The 18,930-nt window shown below is 45.6% G+C and carries 18 protein-coding genes; 13 read left to right on the top strand and 5 right to left on the bottom strand.

Annotated elements, in window-relative coordinates; translation table 11 throughout:
* The first annotated feature begins 394 nt into the window (after nucleotides 1–394).
* From OCV11_RS22800 to OCV11_RS22775, 6 genes are all read left to right on the top strand, one after another.
* Nucleotides 395–1,414: a DMT family transporter gene (locus tag OCV11_RS22800; RefSeq protein ID WP_261896748.1), complete on the top strand. Its 1,020-nt coding sequence runs from the start codon at nucleotides 395–397 to the stop codon at nucleotides 1,412–1,414.
* 378 nt (nucleotides 1,415–1,792) lie between these two features.
* Nucleotides 1,793–3,157 (top strand): MFS transporter, encoded by a 1,365-nt coding sequence (locus OCV11_RS22795; protein ID WP_261896747.1) that lies wholly within the window; start codon nucleotides 1,793–1,795, stop codon nucleotides 3,155–3,157.
* Nucleotides 3,158–3,193: 36 nt separating this feature from the next.
* Nucleotides 3,194–4,072 carry an MBL fold metallo-hydrolase gene (locus tag OCV11_RS22790; protein ID WP_261896746.1) on the top strand — a complete coding sequence of 293 codons (879 nt, stop codon included), beginning with the start codon at nucleotides 3,194–3,196 and terminating at the stop codon, nucleotides 4,070–4,072.
* A gap of 24 nt (nucleotides 4,073–4,096) precedes the next feature.
* On the top strand, nucleotides 4,097–5,038 hold the full coding sequence (locus OCV11_RS22785; RefSeq protein WP_261896745.1) for an alpha/beta hydrolase: 942 nt from the start codon (nucleotides 4,097–4,099) through the stop codon (nucleotides 5,036–5,038).
* 9 nt (nucleotides 5,039–5,047) lie between these two features.
* Entirely contained in the window at nucleotides 5,048–5,506 is a 459-nt protein-coding gene (locus OCV11_RS22780) for a DUF3237 domain-containing protein (protein WP_261896744.1), read from the top strand.
* Nucleotides 5,507–5,579: 73 nt separating this feature from the next.
* On the top strand, nucleotides 5,580–6,053 hold the full coding sequence (locus OCV11_RS22775) for a ribosome recycling factor family protein (RefSeq protein ID WP_261896743.1): 474 nt from the start codon (nucleotides 5,580–5,582) through the stop codon (nucleotides 6,051–6,053).
* 79 nt (nucleotides 6,054–6,132) lie between these two features.
* Here OCV11_RS22775 and OCV11_RS22770 read toward each other — a convergent pair whose 3' ends face one another.
* Nucleotides 6,133–7,770: a methyl-accepting chemotaxis protein gene (locus OCV11_RS22770; RefSeq protein WP_261896742.1), complete on the bottom strand. Its 1,638-nt coding sequence runs from the start codon at nucleotides 7,768–7,770 to the stop codon at nucleotides 6,133–6,135.
* 596 nt (nucleotides 7,771–8,366) lie between these two features.
* Between OCV11_RS22770 and OCV11_RS22765 the strand changes: the two genes are divergently transcribed.
* The 5 genes from OCV11_RS22765 to OCV11_RS22745 all read left to right on the top strand — a co-directional run bounded on the left by OCV11_RS22765 (nucleotide 8,367) and on the right by OCV11_RS22745 (nucleotide 11,433).
* Nucleotides 8,367–8,777, top strand: a complete 411-nt coding sequence (locus OCV11_RS22765) for a hypothetical protein (RefSeq protein WP_261896741.1) — start codon at nucleotides 8,367–8,369, stop codon at nucleotides 8,775–8,777.
* A 399-nt stretch (nucleotides 8,778–9,176) separates the two neighbouring features.
* Nucleotides 9,177–9,389 carry a transcription antiterminator/RNA stability regulator CspE gene (gene cspE, locus OCV11_RS22760; RefSeq protein ID WP_068716955.1) on the top strand — a complete coding sequence of 71 codons (213 nt, stop codon included), beginning with the start codon at nucleotides 9,177–9,179 and terminating at the stop codon, nucleotides 9,387–9,389.
* A gap of 332 nt (nucleotides 9,390–9,721) precedes the next feature.
* Nucleotides 9,722–9,871 carry a hypothetical protein gene (locus OCV11_RS22755; protein WP_261896740.1) on the top strand — a complete coding sequence of 50 codons (150 nt, stop codon included), beginning with the start codon at nucleotides 9,722–9,724 and terminating at the stop codon, nucleotides 9,869–9,871.
* 11 nt (nucleotides 9,872–9,882) lie between these two features.
* Nucleotides 9,883–10,083 (top strand): hypothetical protein, encoded by a 201-nt coding sequence (locus OCV11_RS22750; protein ID WP_261896739.1) that lies wholly within the window; start codon nucleotides 9,883–9,885, stop codon nucleotides 10,081–10,083.
* 552 nt (nucleotides 10,084–10,635) lie between these two features.
* On the top strand, nucleotides 10,636–11,433 hold the full coding sequence (locus OCV11_RS22745; RefSeq protein WP_261896738.1) for a UDP-2,3-diacylglucosamine diphosphatase: 798 nt from the start codon (nucleotides 10,636–10,638) through the stop codon (nucleotides 11,431–11,433).
* A gap of 203 nt (nucleotides 11,434–11,636) precedes the next feature.
* On the opposite strand, the gene OCV11_RS22740 is transcribed toward OCV11_RS22745, so the two are convergent.
* From OCV11_RS22740 to OCV11_RS22725, 4 genes are all read right to left on the bottom strand, one after another.
* On the bottom strand, nucleotides 11,637–12,563 hold the full coding sequence (locus OCV11_RS22740; RefSeq protein WP_261896737.1) for an ROK family protein: 927 nt from the start codon (nucleotides 12,561–12,563) through the stop codon (nucleotides 11,637–11,639).
* 10 nt (nucleotides 12,564–12,573) lie between these two features.
* Nucleotides 12,574–13,437, bottom strand: a complete 864-nt coding sequence (locus OCV11_RS22735; RefSeq protein WP_261896736.1) for an ABC transporter permease — start codon at nucleotides 13,435–13,437, stop codon at nucleotides 12,574–12,576.
* Nucleotides 13,437–14,357, bottom strand: coding sequence for an ABC transporter permease (locus OCV11_RS22730; RefSeq protein WP_261896735.1), 921 nt, complete (start codon nucleotides 14,355–14,357; stop codon nucleotides 13,437–13,439). Before OCV11_RS22730 ends, OCV11_RS22735 begins: the two co-directional genes overlap by 1 nt.
* Before the next feature lie 85 nt (nucleotides 14,358–14,442).
* Nucleotides 14,443–15,990 carry an ABC transporter substrate-binding protein gene (locus tag OCV11_RS22725; RefSeq protein WP_261896734.1) on the bottom strand — a complete coding sequence of 516 codons (1,548 nt, stop codon included), beginning with the start codon at nucleotides 15,988–15,990 and terminating at the stop codon, nucleotides 14,443–14,445.
* Between the two features lie 315 nt (nucleotides 15,991–16,305).
* Between OCV11_RS22725 and OCV11_RS22720 the strand changes: the two genes are divergently transcribed.
* Both OCV11_RS22720 and OCV11_RS22715 read left to right on the top strand, forming a co-directional pair.
* Nucleotides 16,306–17,448 (top strand): ROK family transcriptional regulator, encoded by a 1,143-nt coding sequence (locus OCV11_RS22720; RefSeq protein ID WP_261896733.1) that lies wholly within the window; start codon nucleotides 16,306–16,308, stop codon nucleotides 17,446–17,448.
* 45 nt (nucleotides 17,449–17,493) lie between these two features.
* The gene (locus tag OCV11_RS22715; protein WP_261896732.1) at nucleotides 17,494–18,927 is read left to right on the top strand and encodes a M81 family metallopeptidase; all 1,434 of its coding nucleotides are present in this window, start codon (nucleotides 17,494–17,496) and stop codon (nucleotides 18,925–18,927) included.
* The last annotated feature ends 3 nt before the right edge of the window (nucleotides 18,928–18,930 follow it).

The raw sequence follows: 18,930 nt of genomic DNA, 5'->3' as shown, positions 1-18,930 counted from the left end.
TCCTAAATAAAACGTTAGATAAAAGACATCGTCATTGATGCTGCGCTTTCTTGCGCTGACACCCCTTATATAAGAACGCGCAACACCGCCTTCAAGGGGCATTTTGATAAAAAAATTAAATCAAACGCCAAAAAGATTTTTATGGTTTCTATGACATTTATAGCGTTAACCGCATAACACCTCGGCTGTTATAGCTCACCGTTATGTGGTTATTTTAGCAATATCGATTAGATCAATGTTTATGTGATCTCCTTCATATATGCCTAGAGAAATCAGGATCACAGCGGTATGCTTTAACCGCTGAATAAGCAAAGCTGTCACCCCGATAGATGGCTGAAATTTTGTCTGTGTATTGTTCAATCTATCCGCAAAAGGGGGCCGTAAAGGTTTAATAATGAACAAAGGTTATTTCTATATACTGTTCGCTACACTGTTCTTTAGTTCTATGGAGGTGGCATTAAAAATAGTGGCGGCAGACTTCAATCCGTTGGAGTTAAACTTTCTGCGTTTCGTCATCGGCACCATAGTATTGTGGCCCATGGCGATGAAGAGTTTGAAAGAAAAAAACTTACAGGTGACAAAACAGCATTGGCCATTCTTTCTCTTGACTGGGTTCTTGTGTGTGGTTGTCAGCATGACATTTTTCCAACTTGCCATCATGTACGCTCATGCATCCATCGTTGCAATTTTGTTCAGCTGTAATGCGATTTTCGTGATTCCTTTAGCGCATATTTTTCTGAATCAGAAGATGACTTGGGTAAGCGTTGGTTCATTGGTATTGAGCGTGATTGGTATGCTGTTTATCGTGAATCCACAACATCTACCTAATATGGTCGGTGTGAGCCTTTCTTTGCTCGCGGCTATTACTTTCGCGCTGTACGGAATTGTGGGTCAAATGGGGAACCGCAAATACGGTTTCACCGGTATCTCACTGACGTTCTTCAGCTTTATTGCTGGCTGTATCGAAATGGTGGTACTGATGTCACTGACGCATCTGCCTGTGATCGCAGAGTTCTTTACTGGCATGGGTTTAAGTAACTTTGCTTACATTCCATTTGTGCAAGGGGTTAGCCTGCATACCTTGCCGGCACTGATTTACTTAGGTGTGTTTGTGACAGGTTTTGGCTATGCCTTTTACTTTATGGCGATGGAAGAGACCTCCGCGGCGACCGCTTCTGTGATCTTTTACATCAAACCTGCGCTTGCACCAGTATTGGCTATGGCGGTTTTGGGTGAAGTGATTCACGAAAATACGGTGATTGGTATTCTGTTTATTATTGCTGGCTCAGCGCTGACGTTTGCAGCAGCCGGTGTGGATCGTCGTATTATTCGCAATACTCGCGCTTATATTCGCCACTTGCGTTTTCAACGTTACTTAAAACACCAGCACGATCACCAGCATTTATATCAATAAATTGGAAGTGATTCATTTAAAAAGTCTTTGCTTTAGCAAAGACTTTTTATTTTCGTGAAATTAAAAATTTAATATTTTGCAATTTAAATATTTAATAATCTCTGTTCTTGTCTCCTAATTATTTCGTTGTTTTTTCAATTTGTGATTCCATTCAAATTGCATTGTGCATCGGACTAAAAAGAATTTCGTTTCGCACAAATCGAAAAATAGTTATTTAAAATCATAAATTTAGGTCATTATTTTATACTTCTATTTTGACCTGTCGCTAAATAGCACACCAAATGTGACCACGGTAAAATACTGCCAATTATTCGCTCGTTATAAATAAAAACGCTTTTCAGCCATTTTATTTATTTTACTTTTTCTTGGAGCGTATATATGGACCAACAAAAACCAACAAGAGGTCGTTTAGGGGTTGCCTTTGTTGTGTTACTCGTGTCGATTGTGATGTTCGCCGATCGAAACTTATTCCCTGTTATTGCTAGCCCTTTAATGAAAGCGATGGATATATCACCTGCAATGATTGGTTGGTTGTTCAGTACTTTCTCTATCGTGTACGTGGTGTGCCAGATCCCTGGTGGTCTATTGCTCGACAAGCTGGGCTCACGCACGACTATCACGGCCTGTTTCGTTGGGCTAGGGATTATCAACCTGTTTCAAGGGGTTGCCACTACGTTTGATGGTGTATTGGTGGTAATTGGGTTGTTTATCTTTAGGGCGCTGGTCGCTTTTATGGAAACACCCGCCATCCCATCCTTTACACGCGTTATCACCACGTGGTTTCCGCTACGTGAAAAAGGGCTTGCTATCACCGCAACCGGTTCATCGCAATATATTGCGGCAGTCGGCTTTGTGCCATTTTTTGCTTGGTATGCTGGTGCTATCAATTATCAATCACTGTTTATTCTTATTGGTATTTTAGAAATTATTGCCGCGTTTGCTTTCTACCGTTTAACACCTCAACCCGCACAACATCCTTGGGTGAATAAAGCGGAACTTGACTATATTCGTGAAGGTGGTGCTCTGGTTGATATTGATAAAAAACAACCTGAGAACAAAAAGAAAAAAGGTTTGGGTAACTCTAAACAAGTCAAAGCCTTTTTAACTAACCGCATTACCATTGGTGTTTTCCTTAGCCAATACTGCTTTAACTGTTTGTCGTTCTTCTTTTTGTCTTGGTTTCCTATGTATTTGATGACCGAACGTGGCATCGATATTAAAGCAACCGGATTATTAGTGGCGATTCCTGCATTCTGCGCTTTCTTAGGCAGTATCTTAGCGGGGGCATCTTCTGACTTTTTGATGCGTAAAACAAACTCACTCAATATCGCGCGTAAAATGCCGATTATCGTCGGTATGATTTGTTCATTCTCTATCATCTTTTGTAACTACGTCGATTCGATTTATTTAGTGATCGCGTTCATGTCCATCTCTTATTTTGGTAAGGGCTGTTCAACCTTAGGTTGGGTTATTTTAAGTGACGTTGCACCTAAAGAAATCATTGGTTCTGCTGGTGGGATTTTTAATGCTTTCGGTAATGTGTCGACTATCGTGACACCGATTGTCATCGGTTACATTGTCACGTTAACCGGTAGCTTTACTTGGGCGTTGGTGTTTGTCTCTGCACATGCCGTATTGGCACTGTTTAGTTACATCGTGATCGTTGGGCCACTGAAACGTATTGAAGCCAAGCCAGATGACGAAGCGGTATTGGTAAAGCAGACCGCCAGCAGCGGTAAATAATCCCATCGACCATGACAGCATAAAAGGAATTCAATTATGACGGTTAAATCCGATTACGACCAATTTGTCTCTGCGCAGCAAAAACTGCAGCAGCATCCGATGGGGCACTTCTTCTTTGAACAAGAAAGGCGCTACGTTAAACCCTTTTGTCTTTATGGCAACCTGCATTATGTTGGTGACAATTGGGTATGCGCTCATATCCTCGATACTGGTGCTGGGCTGATTTTGTTTGATGCAGGAAACATAGGCGCCACAGCCATGTTGATTCAAGCCATTTGGGAGGCTGGTTTTAATCCAGCCGATGTGAAGTGGATGGTGTTATCTCACGCTCACGTCGACCACATTGGCGCTGCGCCATTCTTTCAAACTATGTTTGGTACTCAGATTTATCTGGGTGCGCCTGATGCCGACTTACTCGCGACTCGTCCAGAATGGAGTTTCTTACAAGATGCTGGTGATATTCAGTATCAACCATTTCGTACCGACGTGGCGATTCAGGATGGCGATCTGCTGACCTTTGGCGACACCCAAATCCAATTCTATTTAGTACCTGGACATACTGAAGGCTGCATTGCCTGTTTCTTTGACGTACATGATGGCAATGAGACCAAACGGGTCGGCTATTACGGTGGCTTTGGTTTTAACACGTTGCAAAAAGGGTATCTTTGCGAGTATGGCGATGCTGACTTTTCTATGCGTGAACGCTATTTGGCTTCACTGGCTAAAGTGCGTAACCAACCCGTTGATATTTTCATGCCTAACCATACCAACAATGTGAATTTATTGGAAAAACGCGAGGCGTTGTTAGCGGATCCGACTCATAACCCATTCGTAGATGAGACCGCTTGGGGACGTTACCTTGATGAAAAGCGCAATGCGCTAGTGGCCTTCATGAACGACCCACACCAACGTTAGTTTTGATAGAGGAAAATTCGTACGATGAAACACTATATCGACCCAGGTCGAGCTCGACCAAGCATCAATTTTATCGACAATATCGTCTACTCCCATAGTCTGGATCTGACGGGCAAACCCTTGGATCTCAAGCTCTCTATCATGCTGCAAAACGGCAACAGTGAAATGAAATTAGCCGCAGGTAAGGATGATACGAAGCGGACGGTTGCGAACAAGCCCGCCATTTTATGGATTCCCGGCGGTGGTTATCGTGGTGTCGATAAAAACTTGATGGTTGCGGAGGTAATGTACCTAGTGGAAGCCGGATTTGTGGTCGCTTCTATGTATTATCGCGGCAGTCACGAAGCGCATTTCCCTGCGCAGCTTATCGATGTCAAAACTGCAATTCGTTTTTTGCGCGCGAATGCAGAGCGTTATGAGATCGACCCTGATCGTATCGGCGTTATGGGACGCTCTGCTGGTGGGCATTTAAGCGCGTTAGCGGCAATGAATATTGACGGTTATGACAGCCCTGAGTGGGCTGGTGTCAGTTCGAAAGTCCAAGCGGCATATGATCTTTTTGGCCCGGTGGATATGGTCGCGATGATCGATAAAGAAGCGCACGATGTGCAGCAGCCTAACTATCGTTGGCACAAGCTTGAAGATACGCATCCAGGCGCTTTGCTCGGCGGCGATCCCTACACTATGCGGGATAGAGCGCAAGAAGCATCGGTTGAATGTTATATCTCTTCGGCAATGGCTCCGATTTTGATCATGCATGGCGATGCCGATCCGCTGGTGCCGCTTGACGTCAGTGAGCGCTTTTATCAGCAGCTTTGTGCGGTGGGATTAGAGGATAAGGCCGACTTGTATGTGTTGAAACACGGTGGACATGGCACGCCTGAGTTTTTTCAACCTCAGACTAAGCAAATCGCTTTGGACTTTTTCTGTCAGCGACTTAACCACAACGCGATCAGCAGCAAATAGGAGCAACCAATGAGTTCAGAATTAACTAAACTAGATGCTCAACATGTGATGCATTTACAGGTGGCGTGTGCTGAGCGTCCCGTCGTTGGGGGTAACGATTTTGGTTACCTCAAAGTCATCCAAATCAGTGGCGGTGAATTTCATGGCGAGCAGCTGTCTGGCGTCGTGGTTCCTGGTGGTGCTGACTGGAACATGGGTTATGGCGGTTTAACCGAAGAGGAAGTCACTTCCCGTTTTGTGTTCGCCAAATATCTATTGAAAACCTGCGACGATGTGTACATCGCCATCGAAAACGCCGGTTATAAATTGGCGACAGGGGAGCGTCCACACATCGCGACGACTCCGCGTTTTCATGCTCCAAAAGGCAAATACGATTGGTTGAACTATGGCGTGTTTGTCGGCAGCCTTGAACCTGCGCAAGTCAATGGTGTGCGGGGGGTGAATATCCATATCTATAAACTGCTGTGATCAAAAAAGGCCCCAGGGCGATTTTGTATTCCTTGGGGCTTATTGTTTTTCTCGTCTGTGATAGAGTGGCGTCTTGTTGTGTTCTAGAGACGTTATTTTTCACACTGCTATGCCGACTCGTTCGCCAGATTCCTCGTTATTACTCAATACGATGCCAATGCTTGTCATCGCGCTGCCCTCTCTAATCCACCGCATTGGTGGTGATAAGGCGCGTGAGCTAAAATCCGTGGCGGGTGAACATCAATGTGAACTCAAGCGCATCAGGCGCTCGCGTAATTGGCAGTTATCAGGCACGCCTGAACAATTAGCGAAAGTACAAGAGTGGTGTCAACGCCAAGGCGATGATGCTTTTGCTTTTGTGCTGAAAAAGCTGGTCCCCACGCTTAACCAACATCAGCACTGGTTAGAACCTTTAGCCGAGCGATTATGCAAAGTACTCCGCTGCAACCCACAAATGACATTAGCTGAGTTAATGTCATTAACCGATTGTTCATTAGTGGAAGCGCGTGAGGCACGCGCTGCAGTCGAAGAGGAAGCGTTAAAGTAGGGTTAGGCGTTAACGCTTCCGCTATCTTTTTGTTAGCTAACTTGTTATTAGCTGACTTTTTACTAGCTGACTCTTGTTATTAACTGACCTTAAAGAACGCCACTTGCTGCGCCAGTTGTTTCGCTAAGCCGGCTAACGAACGGCTCGCGCTTGCTACTTGGTCTGTACCAGCAGAAGTGACGCGCACCGCATCATGAATACTAATAATGTTCTGATTCACTTCAGCTGCAACCGTGCTTTGCTGTTCTGATGCTGTTGCAATCTGCATATTCATATCGTTAATTGAGCGGACTTCCTCACGAATGACACCCAAGGCTTGCGTCGATTGCTGAGTTTTCGCCACCGTTTCTTGCGCCAGAGTGCGAGAGTGTTGCACCACAGAGACTGCTTGGTCAGCTCCCGTTTGTAGCTGCTCAATCATTTGCTGGATTTCACGCGTTGATTGTTGGGTACGAGAGGCCAAAGAGCGCACTTCGTCGGCAACGACAGCAAAACCTCTGCCGTGTTGACCCGCACGTGCCGCTTCAATCGCCGCATTCAGTGCCAATAAGTTGGTTTGATCGGCAATCTCGTTAATCACTTGGATGATACGCCCGATATCTTGGCTGTTGTTCGATAGCTGTTGAATCGTTTGTGCACCAGACTCCAAGGTATCGGCGAGGCGGCCAATCTCAGTGGCGGTTTGATGAGCCACTTGGTTACCGCGATCGACTTGTTGATCCGCCGATTGTGTGGCTTTAGCCGCATTGGCTGCGTGTAGGGCAACATCGCTTACCGTATGAGCCATCTCATTAACTGCGGCGGCCATTTGTTCCGACTGCTCCATCTGCACACGGCTTTGCGTATGGTTATGCTCTGCGGTGCTTGAAAGTTCATGAGAAGCGGTGGTGACCGCATCACCGACATGGCGAACTTGCAAAATAATGGTGCGTAATTGGCTTAGCGTTTGTTTCAATATGCCCATCACACTGTTTGGGTAACGTGTTTCGATGGTCTGATTTAAATCACCTTCTGCCAACTTTTGAATGATGGTTGCCACTTGATCCGGTTCACCACCGAGTGTTGAACGAATATAGTGAATAACTCGCCATGCAATCAGTATGGCGGCAACGATAGCCGCTAGTGTTAAGCTGATGATCAGCGATTGGAAATTACCAGCGACATCGCGAACGTTACCCACATCGTGACGAATGGCTTGCTCTTGATAATCGATAAACGCGTTGATTCGGTTTAACCAAGTGCGATAAGAGGGGGCCACTTGCGACAGTAATAACACTCGCGCTTTTTCACCTTGGTCTGCTTGACGTAAACGAATCAGTTCATCGGTTTGCGCTAGTGCTTGAGATTGAATGTCGTTAATGGCTGCCATAAGTTGTTGCTCTTGCGCATCTTCATCAACCGATAGCATTCTCGCCATTTGCATGGCATTGTCCTGATAGTAAGATTTGAGGCGCTCAATATTTTGCAGATGGCTTTGCAGGTCGCGGTCATTATCCACCAGAACCATATCGCGAATTGCGATCGCGCGATCATGAACGCTACCACGAAAGTTAATCGCGTAACGCTGTTTCTGCGTTGAGTGTTCTTCAACATCGTTCAACGTGCGATCAATAAAATTGACGCGAAATACGCCAATGAGTGCAATCACCACCATTAGCCCCAAAACAACAGAAAAACCAAACGCTAGACGCTGAGCGAGAGTCAACTTATGAGACATAGAGCACCTTAATACCTAAGAAATAAAGCATAACAACCATTTATGCCGCTTATAATGCAATAAATAAAAATGAAAGCAATCGATATTAAACGATAAATTCAATCGATTTTTTCGAATGAGAAATAAATCATGATCGAGCAGGATAGAGGTCAGTTAGACTATTTTTAATTAAAATTAACTTGAATATCATTAAGGAATGTGTGCGTAAGCTACTTGAAAGGCTATATGAAGCTGAATAACCACATAGAAAATATCACGCCGCCTCTTTTTAATAGAGCATGGTTTAAGTCTAAGTGCCAAAAAAGAGCAGGAGTGTATTAGAATATTAGGGTTTATCTATATAAGGGTATTTTTATCGGCAAATTCATATTCTGCTATGCACTTTATCTAGTTGCATATAGTGAGTTAAGAAAAGGCTATTTCCTGCCTTGAGCATGGCAAAAGAGGCAAAAGAATTGGCCATTTTAGACACCTAAATATTGACCTTGTTGGCGTTATCTAACAGTATGCCTGTTGGTTGAAGATTGCTCCCTTTAAGTCTTGGGAGTATCGAACATGTTGAAATACAGTCCTGCATGAGTGACTAGAGGTACGTAATGAGTAGTAAAATAAACATGAATTTTCGTCGATATTTGTTAGGCGAAATGGTTTATATCGGCGCTTTGGTTCTATTTCTCTATTGGGCATCTGAGGGGATTAATCGTTCCGTACTGATATTTGTCTTTATCATAGCGCTTATTACGGCAATAAAAGTGCTTATGGTATGGAAGTGTCGTGGTGGTTTATTGGAGATAAAAAACGATCGTCTCTTTTACAATGGCAAAGCATGTGAAGCCAGATCGTTATCCGCTTTTCTTCCTTTTGGTATGGGGTCGGCATTAAAAATCACCTATGGTGACGATGTGCTGAAAAAACGAACACTTTACCTGCCAAAGGGGGTTATTGATGATAAGGAATGGCCGCAACTATTCGCATGTCGAACTGAAAAGAGCCGCCCTGAAAAATAGTGAAGGCTTGTTCATTTAGATTATCAATCTTAAATGTAAGACATAACTAAAGAAAAGGCTATTGTGTAGCATTTTTAAGCACTATGTGCGGTATATCGAGTGCTACACATTATTTTATTGCAGCAGCTTGGTGTTAATTGATGTTATGTTATATGTCTAACTATATGATTTATATGCAATTAAAAAATAAAAACAGAAAGTTATATCAATTGTGAATATATGGTGTATAGTGTTGTCAGCTCTTACAGCGAGCTATTGATAACTAATTAGTTCAAGATCTTCACAGTTTTTTTTCGATTCATTTCGTCATATCTATCCTGCGATACCTTTTTCTTCATTTCTTATTTAGTAGCTTCATTGTAGCTTTATTGCAAATTTAACTAATCTATCGAGATATATATGTCTAATAAAACAACTGGCTCAGTAAAATGGTTTAACGAAACTAAAGGTTTTGGCTTCATCACTCCAGACAACGGTGGTTCTGACCTATTCGTTCACTTCCGTTCAATCGAAAGCGACGGTTTCAAAACTCTAGCTGAAGGCCAAAAAGTATCTTTCGTTACTGAGCAAGGCGCTAAAGGTCCACAAGCAAGTAACGTAACTGTACTATAAATTTATAAAGTAAGATCTCTCATTATGAGAGATCTTATTTTTTGTGAGAATAATAAGTAGTTAAACGAATTGGCACGCCAAACGATGATGTATTGGTGCTATATCTTGCTGGAAAAATAAATACTAAATTGGCAATGTGAGTTGCTTAGAGTTAAATATTCCTCGTTATAGTTAGGCCCATAGGGTAGCTACAAAAATTGAAAATATTGGTGCAATTATTCACTTCATATTGAATGGTGTTTTTGGCATTTTCATTATCAGTTCGATAAATAAAATGTTAGATAATAAATATATACCTAAGTGAATATTTCATCAACGAGAGAATATATAATTTGAAGAAACAATTTATTTTTATTGAACCAACTTCTATTGAAGATTTAACTCAAGATAAAGAAAAAAACCAAGAAAAAGTTAGCGATACCAAAAAGAAGATGGAAAATATCCTATTAGGCTATGATCAACAATTGCTATGGGATCTGTAAGGTAAAACACTATGAAACGACCATATAAAAAATCGACTAATAGAGCAAATAAGAATAACTTTGAAGTGCGTTTTTCCGCTATGGTTGGTGAATATCAACAAGCGAAAGAAGTACTTGATGCAATGACCACCGGTACGACTGAATACGCTGAGCAGAAGAAACTGTGCGACAAGCTATTTGCCAATGCTGAAAGATATATTAATAGAAATTAATTACATCTAAATCCTCTTATGTAATTCAGTTTTATCGCTTTCCCTAGAAATAGATAACACTGACCCATTTCCAAGTGGTTTTTTTCTATTGATAGTTAAAAATCAATCAATGCATGGCTCTCTTCCCAGTAAGAGAGACTATTGCGGTAACTTCCCTGTGACACTCCCTGTTCTGAGCTGCGACGCGACTGATAATCTAACTCATTGATATCAAATCTGTTGAGAATGCCAGTGCAGAGAATAACAGATCCTGAGAATCGTAGTGGTCAATGTTCCTTGACCACTGGTTTCACTCTTCAGCCCGCATTCAATCCTTTGCTCTAGTGGCGAGCCGTTATTGCTATGTCTACGCATTGCTATGTTTACGTATTGATAGTGTTCAGACATTAGTACGATTTGCCTATGAGCAAAACTTGCTAATGTATCCCCATAACCCCTTCTATAAACAGAGCTTTTACTCACCTAGCTGTCACTGAATCATCAATGATACGTCACTTAAGTGTCAAACCAGCGCGCTAGCCTAACAAGGTTAATGTTTCACGAGGAGAGAACATGACCTCAGCTGATCGTCACTGCCGAGCTATCTGGTTATCGGATTTACATCTGGGTGAAAAGCACTGTCGTGCTAGATACTTACTCCATTTCTTACGTTACCACCACAGTGAATATCTGTTTTTGGTTGGGGATATTGTTGATATGCAAGCGCTTAAACGCCGCTGGCATTGGCCAGAAGAGCATCAACAGATCCTGCAACTGCTGCGGCGCAAAGCCAAGCAGGGCACAAAAGTCATCTACATCCCCGGCAATCACGATGATGCGCTGCGTGATTGGACTGGAAGTACCTTCGAACACGTTGAAATTCATCGTGAATACGTCTATCACAGTCCTAATCATGGCAAACTTTTAATGGTGCATGGCGATGAATTTGATCGCCAAATGTGCACCAGCCGTCTTGAAGGTGTGATGGGCGATTACGCCTATGATGTGGTGTTGATGATTAACTCGCTGTGGAATGGCGTGCGCCGTCTATTTGGCAAGCCATATCAATCGGTTGCGCGCACTCTAAAACAGTGGTCTCCCGCGGCGGAAGCTGCGATGAGTCGTTACCGTTCTTTAGCCGTTGGTAAAATCAAAAACACCGATTTTGATGGCATTGTGTGTGGTCATATCCACAATCCTGAACTGTTGCCTGTGGAAGGTAAACTCTACATCAATACCGGCGATTGGTTAGAAAACTGCACCGCCGTTCTTGAACACCATGATGGACGTTTGGAGCTCAGCCACTACTCAGAGCAAACCCAAGAATTAAGTGCCGTGGCAGCGCCAGTCAATCGACCTCGCACGGCTTAAAACGTATGTACGTCAAGCTCATGCTTACGAAAAGGTTGAGATTACGCAAAGGCAAATGTGCCAAAGTGAACAGACCTAACTCTAGGTCTGTTCATTGTTTTTGGTGACATAAGTTGGGCTGATGGTGTCAGCGGCACTATTTATTAACAATTAAGCTATTAGCAAACAAGCTATTATCAAATAAGCTATTAGCAAGTAAGCCATTAGCGAGTAAGGAAAGAGGCTCCAACGAGGCCACCTTGATGGTAGAACTGACCCGGCTCGATGAGCTTTTCTGCGGTGGGCGTTAAGATCAATTGACGCACGGCATTGTCTAATTGGGCGATAAGCTCTTCTTCTGAGGCAAGTCCGCCGCCTACCACCACTTTATCCACCCCCAGAATATTGATGGTGAACGCCAGTGGTTCACTGACAATCTGCAGCCACAGGTGTAAGGTTTCCAGCGCTTGAGGTGCTTTTTCATGCCACTGCTGCATGATTTCACGGCTAGACAGTGCAACATTATGACGCCATTGGTGTAGCCGTTCTAAACCCCGAGCTCCACCATAGGTATCTAGGCAACCGACTTGACCACAGCCACAAGCAAGGCGGGGCAGTGTCAGTTCTTCACCGGATAGACTGGTTACCGAGGTTTTGGTGATCGGCCCATGTCCCCATTCAGCGGTGATGCCACCACGTCCTTCGATGATATTGCCATTAATCACTAAGCCGCCACCGACTCCTGTACCGAGAATCGCGCCAAGGACAATGGTGCAGTCGTGTGCTTTGCCTAAACGACTTTCGGCAAGAGTAAAACAGTCGGCATCATTGGCAATTACGACGGGACGCTTAAGCGCGTCGGTCAATTCTGCAGTCACTTTATGGCCGTTAAAGGCAGGAATATTGCCCGCTAAAATGGTATCGCTGCGCGTATTCACCACTCCCGTTGTGGATATGGCCAGTGGGGCATCAGGGGCAATACTGGCGTGATGTGTCGCAATAAGCTGTTGCAGCGCAGCCACAAAATCACTCCAAGAATGGGCAGGATTGGGGCACTGATCAATTAACGTCACTTCGCCTGCTTGGCTTGATAAGCCAAATTTAATAAACGAGCCACCAATGTCGGCACAAATGCATGTTGCTAAAGACATAACACACTCTCTATGAACGGCTGTCGAGTAAGTCGCTTAATCCATCACCGAGGATATTGAACCCTAACACCGTGATTAAGATAGCTAAGCCGGGAAACAGGGACAGATAGATATCTAGCCCAAGGAAATTGCGGCCATCACTCATCATGGTTCCCCATTCTGGGCTCGGCGGTTGCACCCCAAGACCAAGAAAGGAGAGGCTTGCGGCGGAAAGCACCACACTGCCTGCGGTTAGGGTGGATTGCACAATCAGTGGACCTACCGCATTACGAATAATGTAGCGAGTGATGATGGAAATATGGCGAACTCCAAGCGCTTGTGCCGCTTCGACGTATTCCTGAGTTTTGATATTGAGCGTCAGGTTACGACTTAAACGGGCATACACGGGGATGGAGAAAATCCCGATGGCAACCAGCATGTTAAATAGCCCTTCACCGAGCACGCTGACAATTAAAATCGCCAGGACAATACCGGGGAAGGCGAAGATGATGTCCATCACCCACATGATGATCTGATCAAGACGGCGATGACCTAAACCGGCAATCACGCCCAGTGGCACACCGACTAGCATCGAAATGCCGACGCTGAGCACCACTTCCATGAGAGTAATGCGCGCACCAAACATTACGCGGGTAAAAATATCGCGACCGTAGTCGTCCGTACCAAACCAGTGTTGCCAAGAGGGCGCTTGTAAGGTGTTGATCAAATCCTGCTCTGAGGGATCAAACGGGGTTAACCATGGAGCGAAAATCGCGGCAAGAATCAGTAACCCCACTAAAACCGACCCTAACGTGAGGCTTGGATGCGCGCGCATGCCGTACCAAAGACGACCTAATTTGGACGTCGTACTCTGTTGCTGTTGTACCATTTCCATTAGGTAAACCTGATTTTGGGATTAAGAAAACCGATAACCACTTCACCAACTAAGTTCATTATCACCACACCACTAACGGCGACTAACGTGACCCCTTCAATCACGGGATAATCACGATAGCGCACCGAATCGACCAATAGACGGCCAATGCCCGGCCAGTTAAACAGTGATTCGGTAACCACTGCGCCGCCAATCAAGCTGCCAAAGTTTAAGGCGATGATGGTGACAATTGGCACCAGCGCATTACGAAAGGCATGAATCCAGTAAATACGCATCGGCGAAAGCCCTTTGGCTTTGGCGGTGCGGATATAGTCAGCAGAGAGCACATCAACGATGCCGGAGCGAGTCATACGAGCAACGACTGCCATGGGGAAAATCGCTAAGGTGAGTGTTGGCAAAATATAGCTTTTCCAAGAGGTTGCACCCAGTAGCGGTAGCCAACGCAGTTCGACGGAAAAGTAGTTCATGGCCAATAAGGCTAGCCAAAAGTTGGCTACCGAAGCACCGGTAATCGCCACAATCATGACAATTTGGTCGATGGCTCGATGTTGATAAATAGCGCCTAACATTCCCATTGGCACACCGACGATGATTGCAACAATATATGCGAGCAGCGCCAACGTTAAGGTGTAAGGTAACCGCTCGGCGATTTCTGTCACCACGGGACGTTTGGATTTGAGAGATTCACCAAAGTCGCCTTGAACTGCACCTTTGACGAATTTTAAATATTGCACCGGTAACGGCTGTTCTAAACCGAGGCGCACTCGCATATCTTGCACGGCATCCGGTGTCGCTTGAGTGCCCGCCATCAGCCGGGCAGGATCGCCCGGCAAAGAACGGATGGCAACAAACACCACTAAAGAGACGCCAATCAAGATAAACGGAAAGGCAAATAGCTTTTTAAGAATATACGACTTCATTCCAACGCTCTGTTTTACTTAAGGGCCTCTGTTTTACTTAAGGCCATAGTTAGCTGCATAGCTAGTTGCATGGTTAGTTGCATGGCTACTTAGCCGCAAGCGTGGCATCGCGCACCACCAAATTGCCGCCAGGAATCATTTGCACACCTTGAACTTGTTTACCGGTGGCATACAAATCATCTTGGTAGTAAAGCAGAACGTGTGGCGCGTCATGACTGATCAGAGTTTGCAGTTTGCCATACAGAGCGTTACGTTTGGTTTCATCGAGCGTTGAGGAGGCCTCATCAATCAGTTGGTCGACTTCGCTGTTTTTGTAGAAACCTAGGTTAGCACCGCCAGGGGCGAAACTTTGTGAATCGTACAATGGGCGCAGTTGGTTATCGTTGCCAACCAAACCTGATGACCAAGAAGCCAGCACAGAGCTTACGCCCAATTTGGCTTTCTCTTCTGGGCTGGCAAAGGCGGCTTTAGTCCACACGCCACTTTCCATCTGTTTGACTTCTAGATCGACACCAATTTTCTTCCACATGGCCTGCAGCACTTGCGCAGTACGTGCGTCTGGGCCTTGAACCGCAATCGACATCGAGAAACCATTCGGGTAACCCGCTGCACTTAATAGCGATTTGGCTTTATCGATGTTAAATGGGTAATCGTTCAGTTTGCTGTCGTATCCCGGAGCAATGGATGCGAGAGGAGAGTTCGCTGGTTGAGCGTAACCAAAAGAGACGGCTTTCACTAGCGCGCTGCGATCGGTTGCAAAGTTGAGTGCTTGGCGCACACGTACATCATCGAGCGGCTTCATTGCTGTATCCAATGCCACCCAAAAGACCGCTGAACCCGGTGATTGAGTCAAATTCACTTCTGGATTGTTATTCAGTAGGCGTGCAAATTGTGGTGGTACAGGGTTAATCACATCTGCTTCGCCCGATTGAATGGCCATGTTCATCACCGACATCTCTTCGCTCCACGTCCATTTTAGGTCGTCAGCACCTTGTACTTTACCCCAATAATCTGGGTTGCGTTTTTCCAACACATACTCGCCAGTTTTGTATTGCACAAACTCATATGGGCCAGTGCCATCGGCTTTCATGCTTAAGGTGCCTGCTTTATCCGCCGTTGGACTTACCATCATAGCGGCGCCAGAGGTAAGAAGATTCAAAAAGGTAGGGAAGGTTTTCTTGAGTGTAAAGGTAACTTGAGTTGGAGAGGTTGCTTCAACAGAAGCAATCACATTGCGTAAACGGCCACTGGCGGCTAACCCGCGTGATTTATCCAAATGGCGCTGAATGTTGTACACCACCGCCTTGGCATCAAACGCCGAACCATCATGAAAGTGCACCCCTTGGCGCAAATCGAAGGTCCAGATTTTTCCGGTATTGTCGCTATGCCAAGCAGTGGCGAGCGCTGGAATCACTTTGCCTTGTTCATCCATACGCACGAGCCCTTCATACATAGGGTCGAGCATATTAAAGGTGTAAGTGGCGGTTTGATCACCTGGGTCCATACTGCGTGGCGGTTCGCTTTGCATGATGGTGACCGTAGAAGCCAGTGCTACTTGAGGTAAGCAGAGTAGCGCAAGACGGCTAAGATTGAGCAGTTGCCCACGCCAGCGGCGTAAAACAGTAGGTTGCATGTGAGTCCCTCACGTCATTTCCGTTGATAGTCCCGTTGTTTAGCGGTATGTACCGTTAACAACCAGATTGAGTTCGTTTAGTCATTAAACGAATTGAACCTTTTTTACTCGTTCAGGCAGCGTTAAAGGCATCGATAGCGTAGAGCGAACATCCATATGTCGGCTGATAAAGCGTGCTAGCGTGCATTTTGAATTTATTTAGTAAAGTAAATTAACTAAATAAATGTCTTTTTGTTATAAGTTAAAACTATTTGGTTGATTTATTCATTTTCAAACAGTATTGTCAAGGTAATTTCGGTGAAAAAAAGATCAATAATGCTTGAATCACAACAGCAACACATCCTGCGTTTGATCCACAGTGGTGGCGCGCAAAGCCGCACTGACTTGGCAAAACAGCTCGGGATCAGCAAAGCGGCGATTAGTCAGCCCGTACGCAAATTGCTCGAACAGGGCATTTTGCTAGAGACAGACTCGAACGTTTCCGGCCAAGGTCGCCCTTCGGTACGTTTAGTGCTGCCAGATGCGCAGCAGTTTTTTATTGGCGTCTCGCTGCTCGATGACGCAGTTGGCCTGCTTTTGGTGGATATCAACGGAATCGCATACGCTTTTGAACAATGCCCTTTGTCACGCGATCCGAACCGATTAGTAGAAAGTATTGGCGCGCACATTCCCCTTCTTATTGCTGCCGCGCAGATTACTGCAGAGCAAGTGATGAGTGTCGGCTTGGCACTTTCTGGCGTGGTTGATAGCGCAGGGGAGCTGTGTCTTAAATCCACTTTGTTAGATTGGGTTGATGTGCCCATTGCCCATATGCTTAGCGACTATCTTGCCGAGCACCATCAATTGGCTTTGCCTGTTTATTTAGAAAACGATGCCAAATCACTGGCGATTGATGAACACGTGTTTGGTTTAGCCAAAGAGGTCAACGATTTCACGTTAATTACCTTAGGCGATGGGATTGGTTCGGCGCACTTTATCCGTGGTGAACTCTATCGCGGTGCCCACGGTGGGGCAGGTGAAATTGCGCATACCACAGTCGAACCCAATAATTTACCTTGTCGCTGTGGTAAACGTGGCTGTTTAGATACGGTCTCTTCGGTCTTGGCGATTCGTGAGCAGGCGCTCGAAGCTCATCTGCCCGCTGACTGCGTCGCTGATTTGGAAACATTGGCCGCGAGTGGCGATTCCGCTGCTGTGCGTATTTTACATCGAGCAGGCAATGCGCTTGGCTTGGCGCTGGCGAATATTATTCAGATTAACGATCCGCAACTGATTTTGATCGCCCATGCTCAAGGGGGATTTCAAGGATTGTTCGCCACCATAGTAAAACAGAGCATGGCAGCCAATGTGCTGCCAAGCATGGTGGGCAAAACGGAAGTGAAACCATTACTTTTTGCCCCGCATTGTTGGCCACATGCTGCAGCAAGCGTGGCGATTTATCACTATTTGTACCAGTAAAAGATGTATTTTGTATCAATAACATAGACTCAATAAGGAAGAGATATGCGTATTGCGTTTGGCGGCATTCATATTGAATGCAGTACTTATAATCCAGTGCTGACAGAGTATGACGAATTTCGCGTGTACGAGGGAGCAGCACTGCTCAATCACCCAAGCTTTGCCTTTTTGCAGGACTATGATGCAGAGTTTATTCCGACTTTGCATGCGCGTGCGATTCCCGGCGGCCCAGTGGCTAAAGCGACGTATCTTGAGTTTAAAACCCGCTTTCTTGCTGAGTTAAAACAAGCGCTGCCCGTTGATGGTGTCTACCTTGCGATGCATGGTGCGATGTATGTCGAAGGCATGGAAGACGCCGAAGCGGATTGGATCAGTGCGACGCGTGAATTAGTCGGTCCAGATTGTCCGATCAGTGCAAGCTACGATCTGCATGGCAACGTTTCGCAAACCATCATTGATCAATTGAACGCTTTTTCTGCCTATCGCACAGCGCCGCACATTGATATTGAAGAGACCATGCGCCGTTCGGTGACTATGTTGGTCAACTGCATTACTACTGGCGTTACACCCAAGATCTATTGGTGTCCGATTCCTGTGGTGCTCGCTGGCGAGCAAACCAGCACTGAAGATGAACCGGCCGCTTCGCTTTATGCTCAGCTACCTGAGATCGATAAGATTGATGGGGTGTGGGATGCATCGTTACTTGTCGGTTATGTGTGGGCGGATGAGCCGCGCGCCACGGCGTGTGCCGTATTGACCGGTACGGACGATGAGGTACTTAAACAGCAAGCTAAAGTGATCGCCAACAGTTACTGGCAGGCACGGGAAGAGTTTCGCTTTGGCTGCCAAACTGGCACGGTCAGCGAGTGTGTCGCTTGGGCGATTGACTGTTCTACCTATCCTGTGATTTTGGCGGATTCTGGAGATAACCCAACCGGTGGTGGTGTGGGCGATCGCGGCGATGTGTTGGCTGAGTTGATCAAACAAAAAGCGACCAGCACTTTAGTTGCGGGCATTGCTGATAAAGCCGCTACTATTGCAGCCTTTGATGCTGGTGTTGGAGCCAAGCTGACACTCAGTGTGGGTGCAAGCCTTGACCCAAGCGGTGTAGCGGTTCATGAAACTTTCAAAGTGAAACGTTTGATTGACGCCACGGCCGATTCAGCGCGCCAAGCGATTTTGTCGATTGGTGGCATTGATGTGGTGGTGTGTGAACGTCGCCGCCCATACCACAACTTAAGCGATTTCGCTCTATTGGGTGTGAATGTCAAAGAGCTGGATACTTTAGTGGTGAAATCGGGTTATCTCTCTCCTGATCTCGCGCCGTTGGCCAATCCAAACTTAATGGCGCTGTCGGAAGGTGTGGTGGATCAATATGTTGAGCGTATTCCGCGTTTACGTAAGCAGAAACTGACTTTCCCATTTGATCGCCAGTTTACCTTTACGCCAGAGGCCAAACCGAGTGCGCAAAACCGCTAATTA

The sequence above is a fragment of the Vibrio porteresiae DSM 19223 genome (genome assembly GCF_024347055.1).
GTDB classification, from domain to species: Bacteria; Pseudomonadota; Gammaproteobacteria; order Enterobacterales; family Vibrionaceae; genus Vibrio; species Vibrio porteresiae.
The sequence above is the reverse complement of the archived record's forward strand: the minus strand, read 5'-3'. Positions and strand labels throughout refer to the sequence as shown.

Bases quoted from the DNA above. Each gene is read 5' to 3' on its own strand.
- OCV11_RS22740 (WP_261896737.1), bottom strand. From the start codon at position 12,563: ATGTCTTTAGCAACATGCATTTGTGCCGACATTGGTGGCTCGTTTATT.
- OCV11_RS22750 (WP_261896739.1), top strand. From the start codon at position 9,883: ATGAAACGACCATATAAAAAATCGACTAATAGAGCAAATAAGAATAAC.
- OCV11_RS22790 (WP_261896746.1), top strand. From the start codon at position 3,194: ATGACGGTTAAATCCGATTACGACCAATTTGTCTCTGCGCAGCAAAAA.
- OCV11_RS22745 (WP_261896738.1), top strand. From the start codon at position 10,636: ATGACCTCAGCTGATCGTCACTGCCGAGCTATCTGGTTATCGGATTTA.
- cspE (WP_068716955.1), top strand. From the start codon at position 9,177: ATGTCTAATAAAACAACTGGCTCAGTAAAATGGTTTAACGAAACTAAA.
- OCV11_RS22780 (WP_261896744.1), top strand. From the start codon at position 5,048: ATGAGTTCAGAATTAACTAAACTAGATGCTCAACATGTGATGCATTTA.
- OCV11_RS22730 (WP_261896735.1), bottom strand. From the start codon at position 14,357: ATGAAGTCGTATATTCTTAAAAAGCTATTTGCCTTTCCGTTTATCTTG.
- OCV11_RS22785 (WP_261896745.1), top strand. From the start codon at position 4,097: ATGAAACACTATATCGACCCAGGTCGAGCTCGACCAAGCATCAATTTT.
- OCV11_RS22795 (WP_261896747.1), top strand. From the start codon at position 1,793: ATGGACCAACAAAAACCAACAAGAGGTCGTTTAGGGGTTGCCTTTGTT.
- OCV11_RS22720 (WP_261896733.1), top strand. From the start codon at position 16,306: ATGCTTGAATCACAACAGCAACACATCCTGCGTTTGATCCACAGTGGT.
- OCV11_RS22735 (WP_261896736.1), bottom strand. From the start codon at position 13,437: ATGGAAATGGTACAACAGCAACAGAGTACGACGTCCAAATTAGGTCGT.
- OCV11_RS22765 (WP_261896741.1), top strand. From the start codon at position 8,367: ATGAGTAGTAAAATAAACATGAATTTTCGTCGATATTTGTTAGGCGAA.
- OCV11_RS22725 (WP_261896734.1), bottom strand. From the start codon at position 15,990: ATGCAACCTACTGTTTTACGCCGCTGGCGTGGGCAACTGCTCAATCTT.
- OCV11_RS22770 (WP_261896742.1), bottom strand. From the start codon at position 7,770: ATGTCTCATAAGTTGACTCTCGCTCAGCGTCTAGCGTTTGGTTTTTCT.
- OCV11_RS22800 (WP_261896748.1), top strand. From the start codon at position 395: ATGAACAAAGGTTATTTCTATATACTGTTCGCTACACTGTTCTTTAGT.
- OCV11_RS22715 (WP_261896732.1), top strand. From the start codon at position 17,494: ATGCGTATTGCGTTTGGCGGCATTCATATTGAATGCAGTACTTATAAT.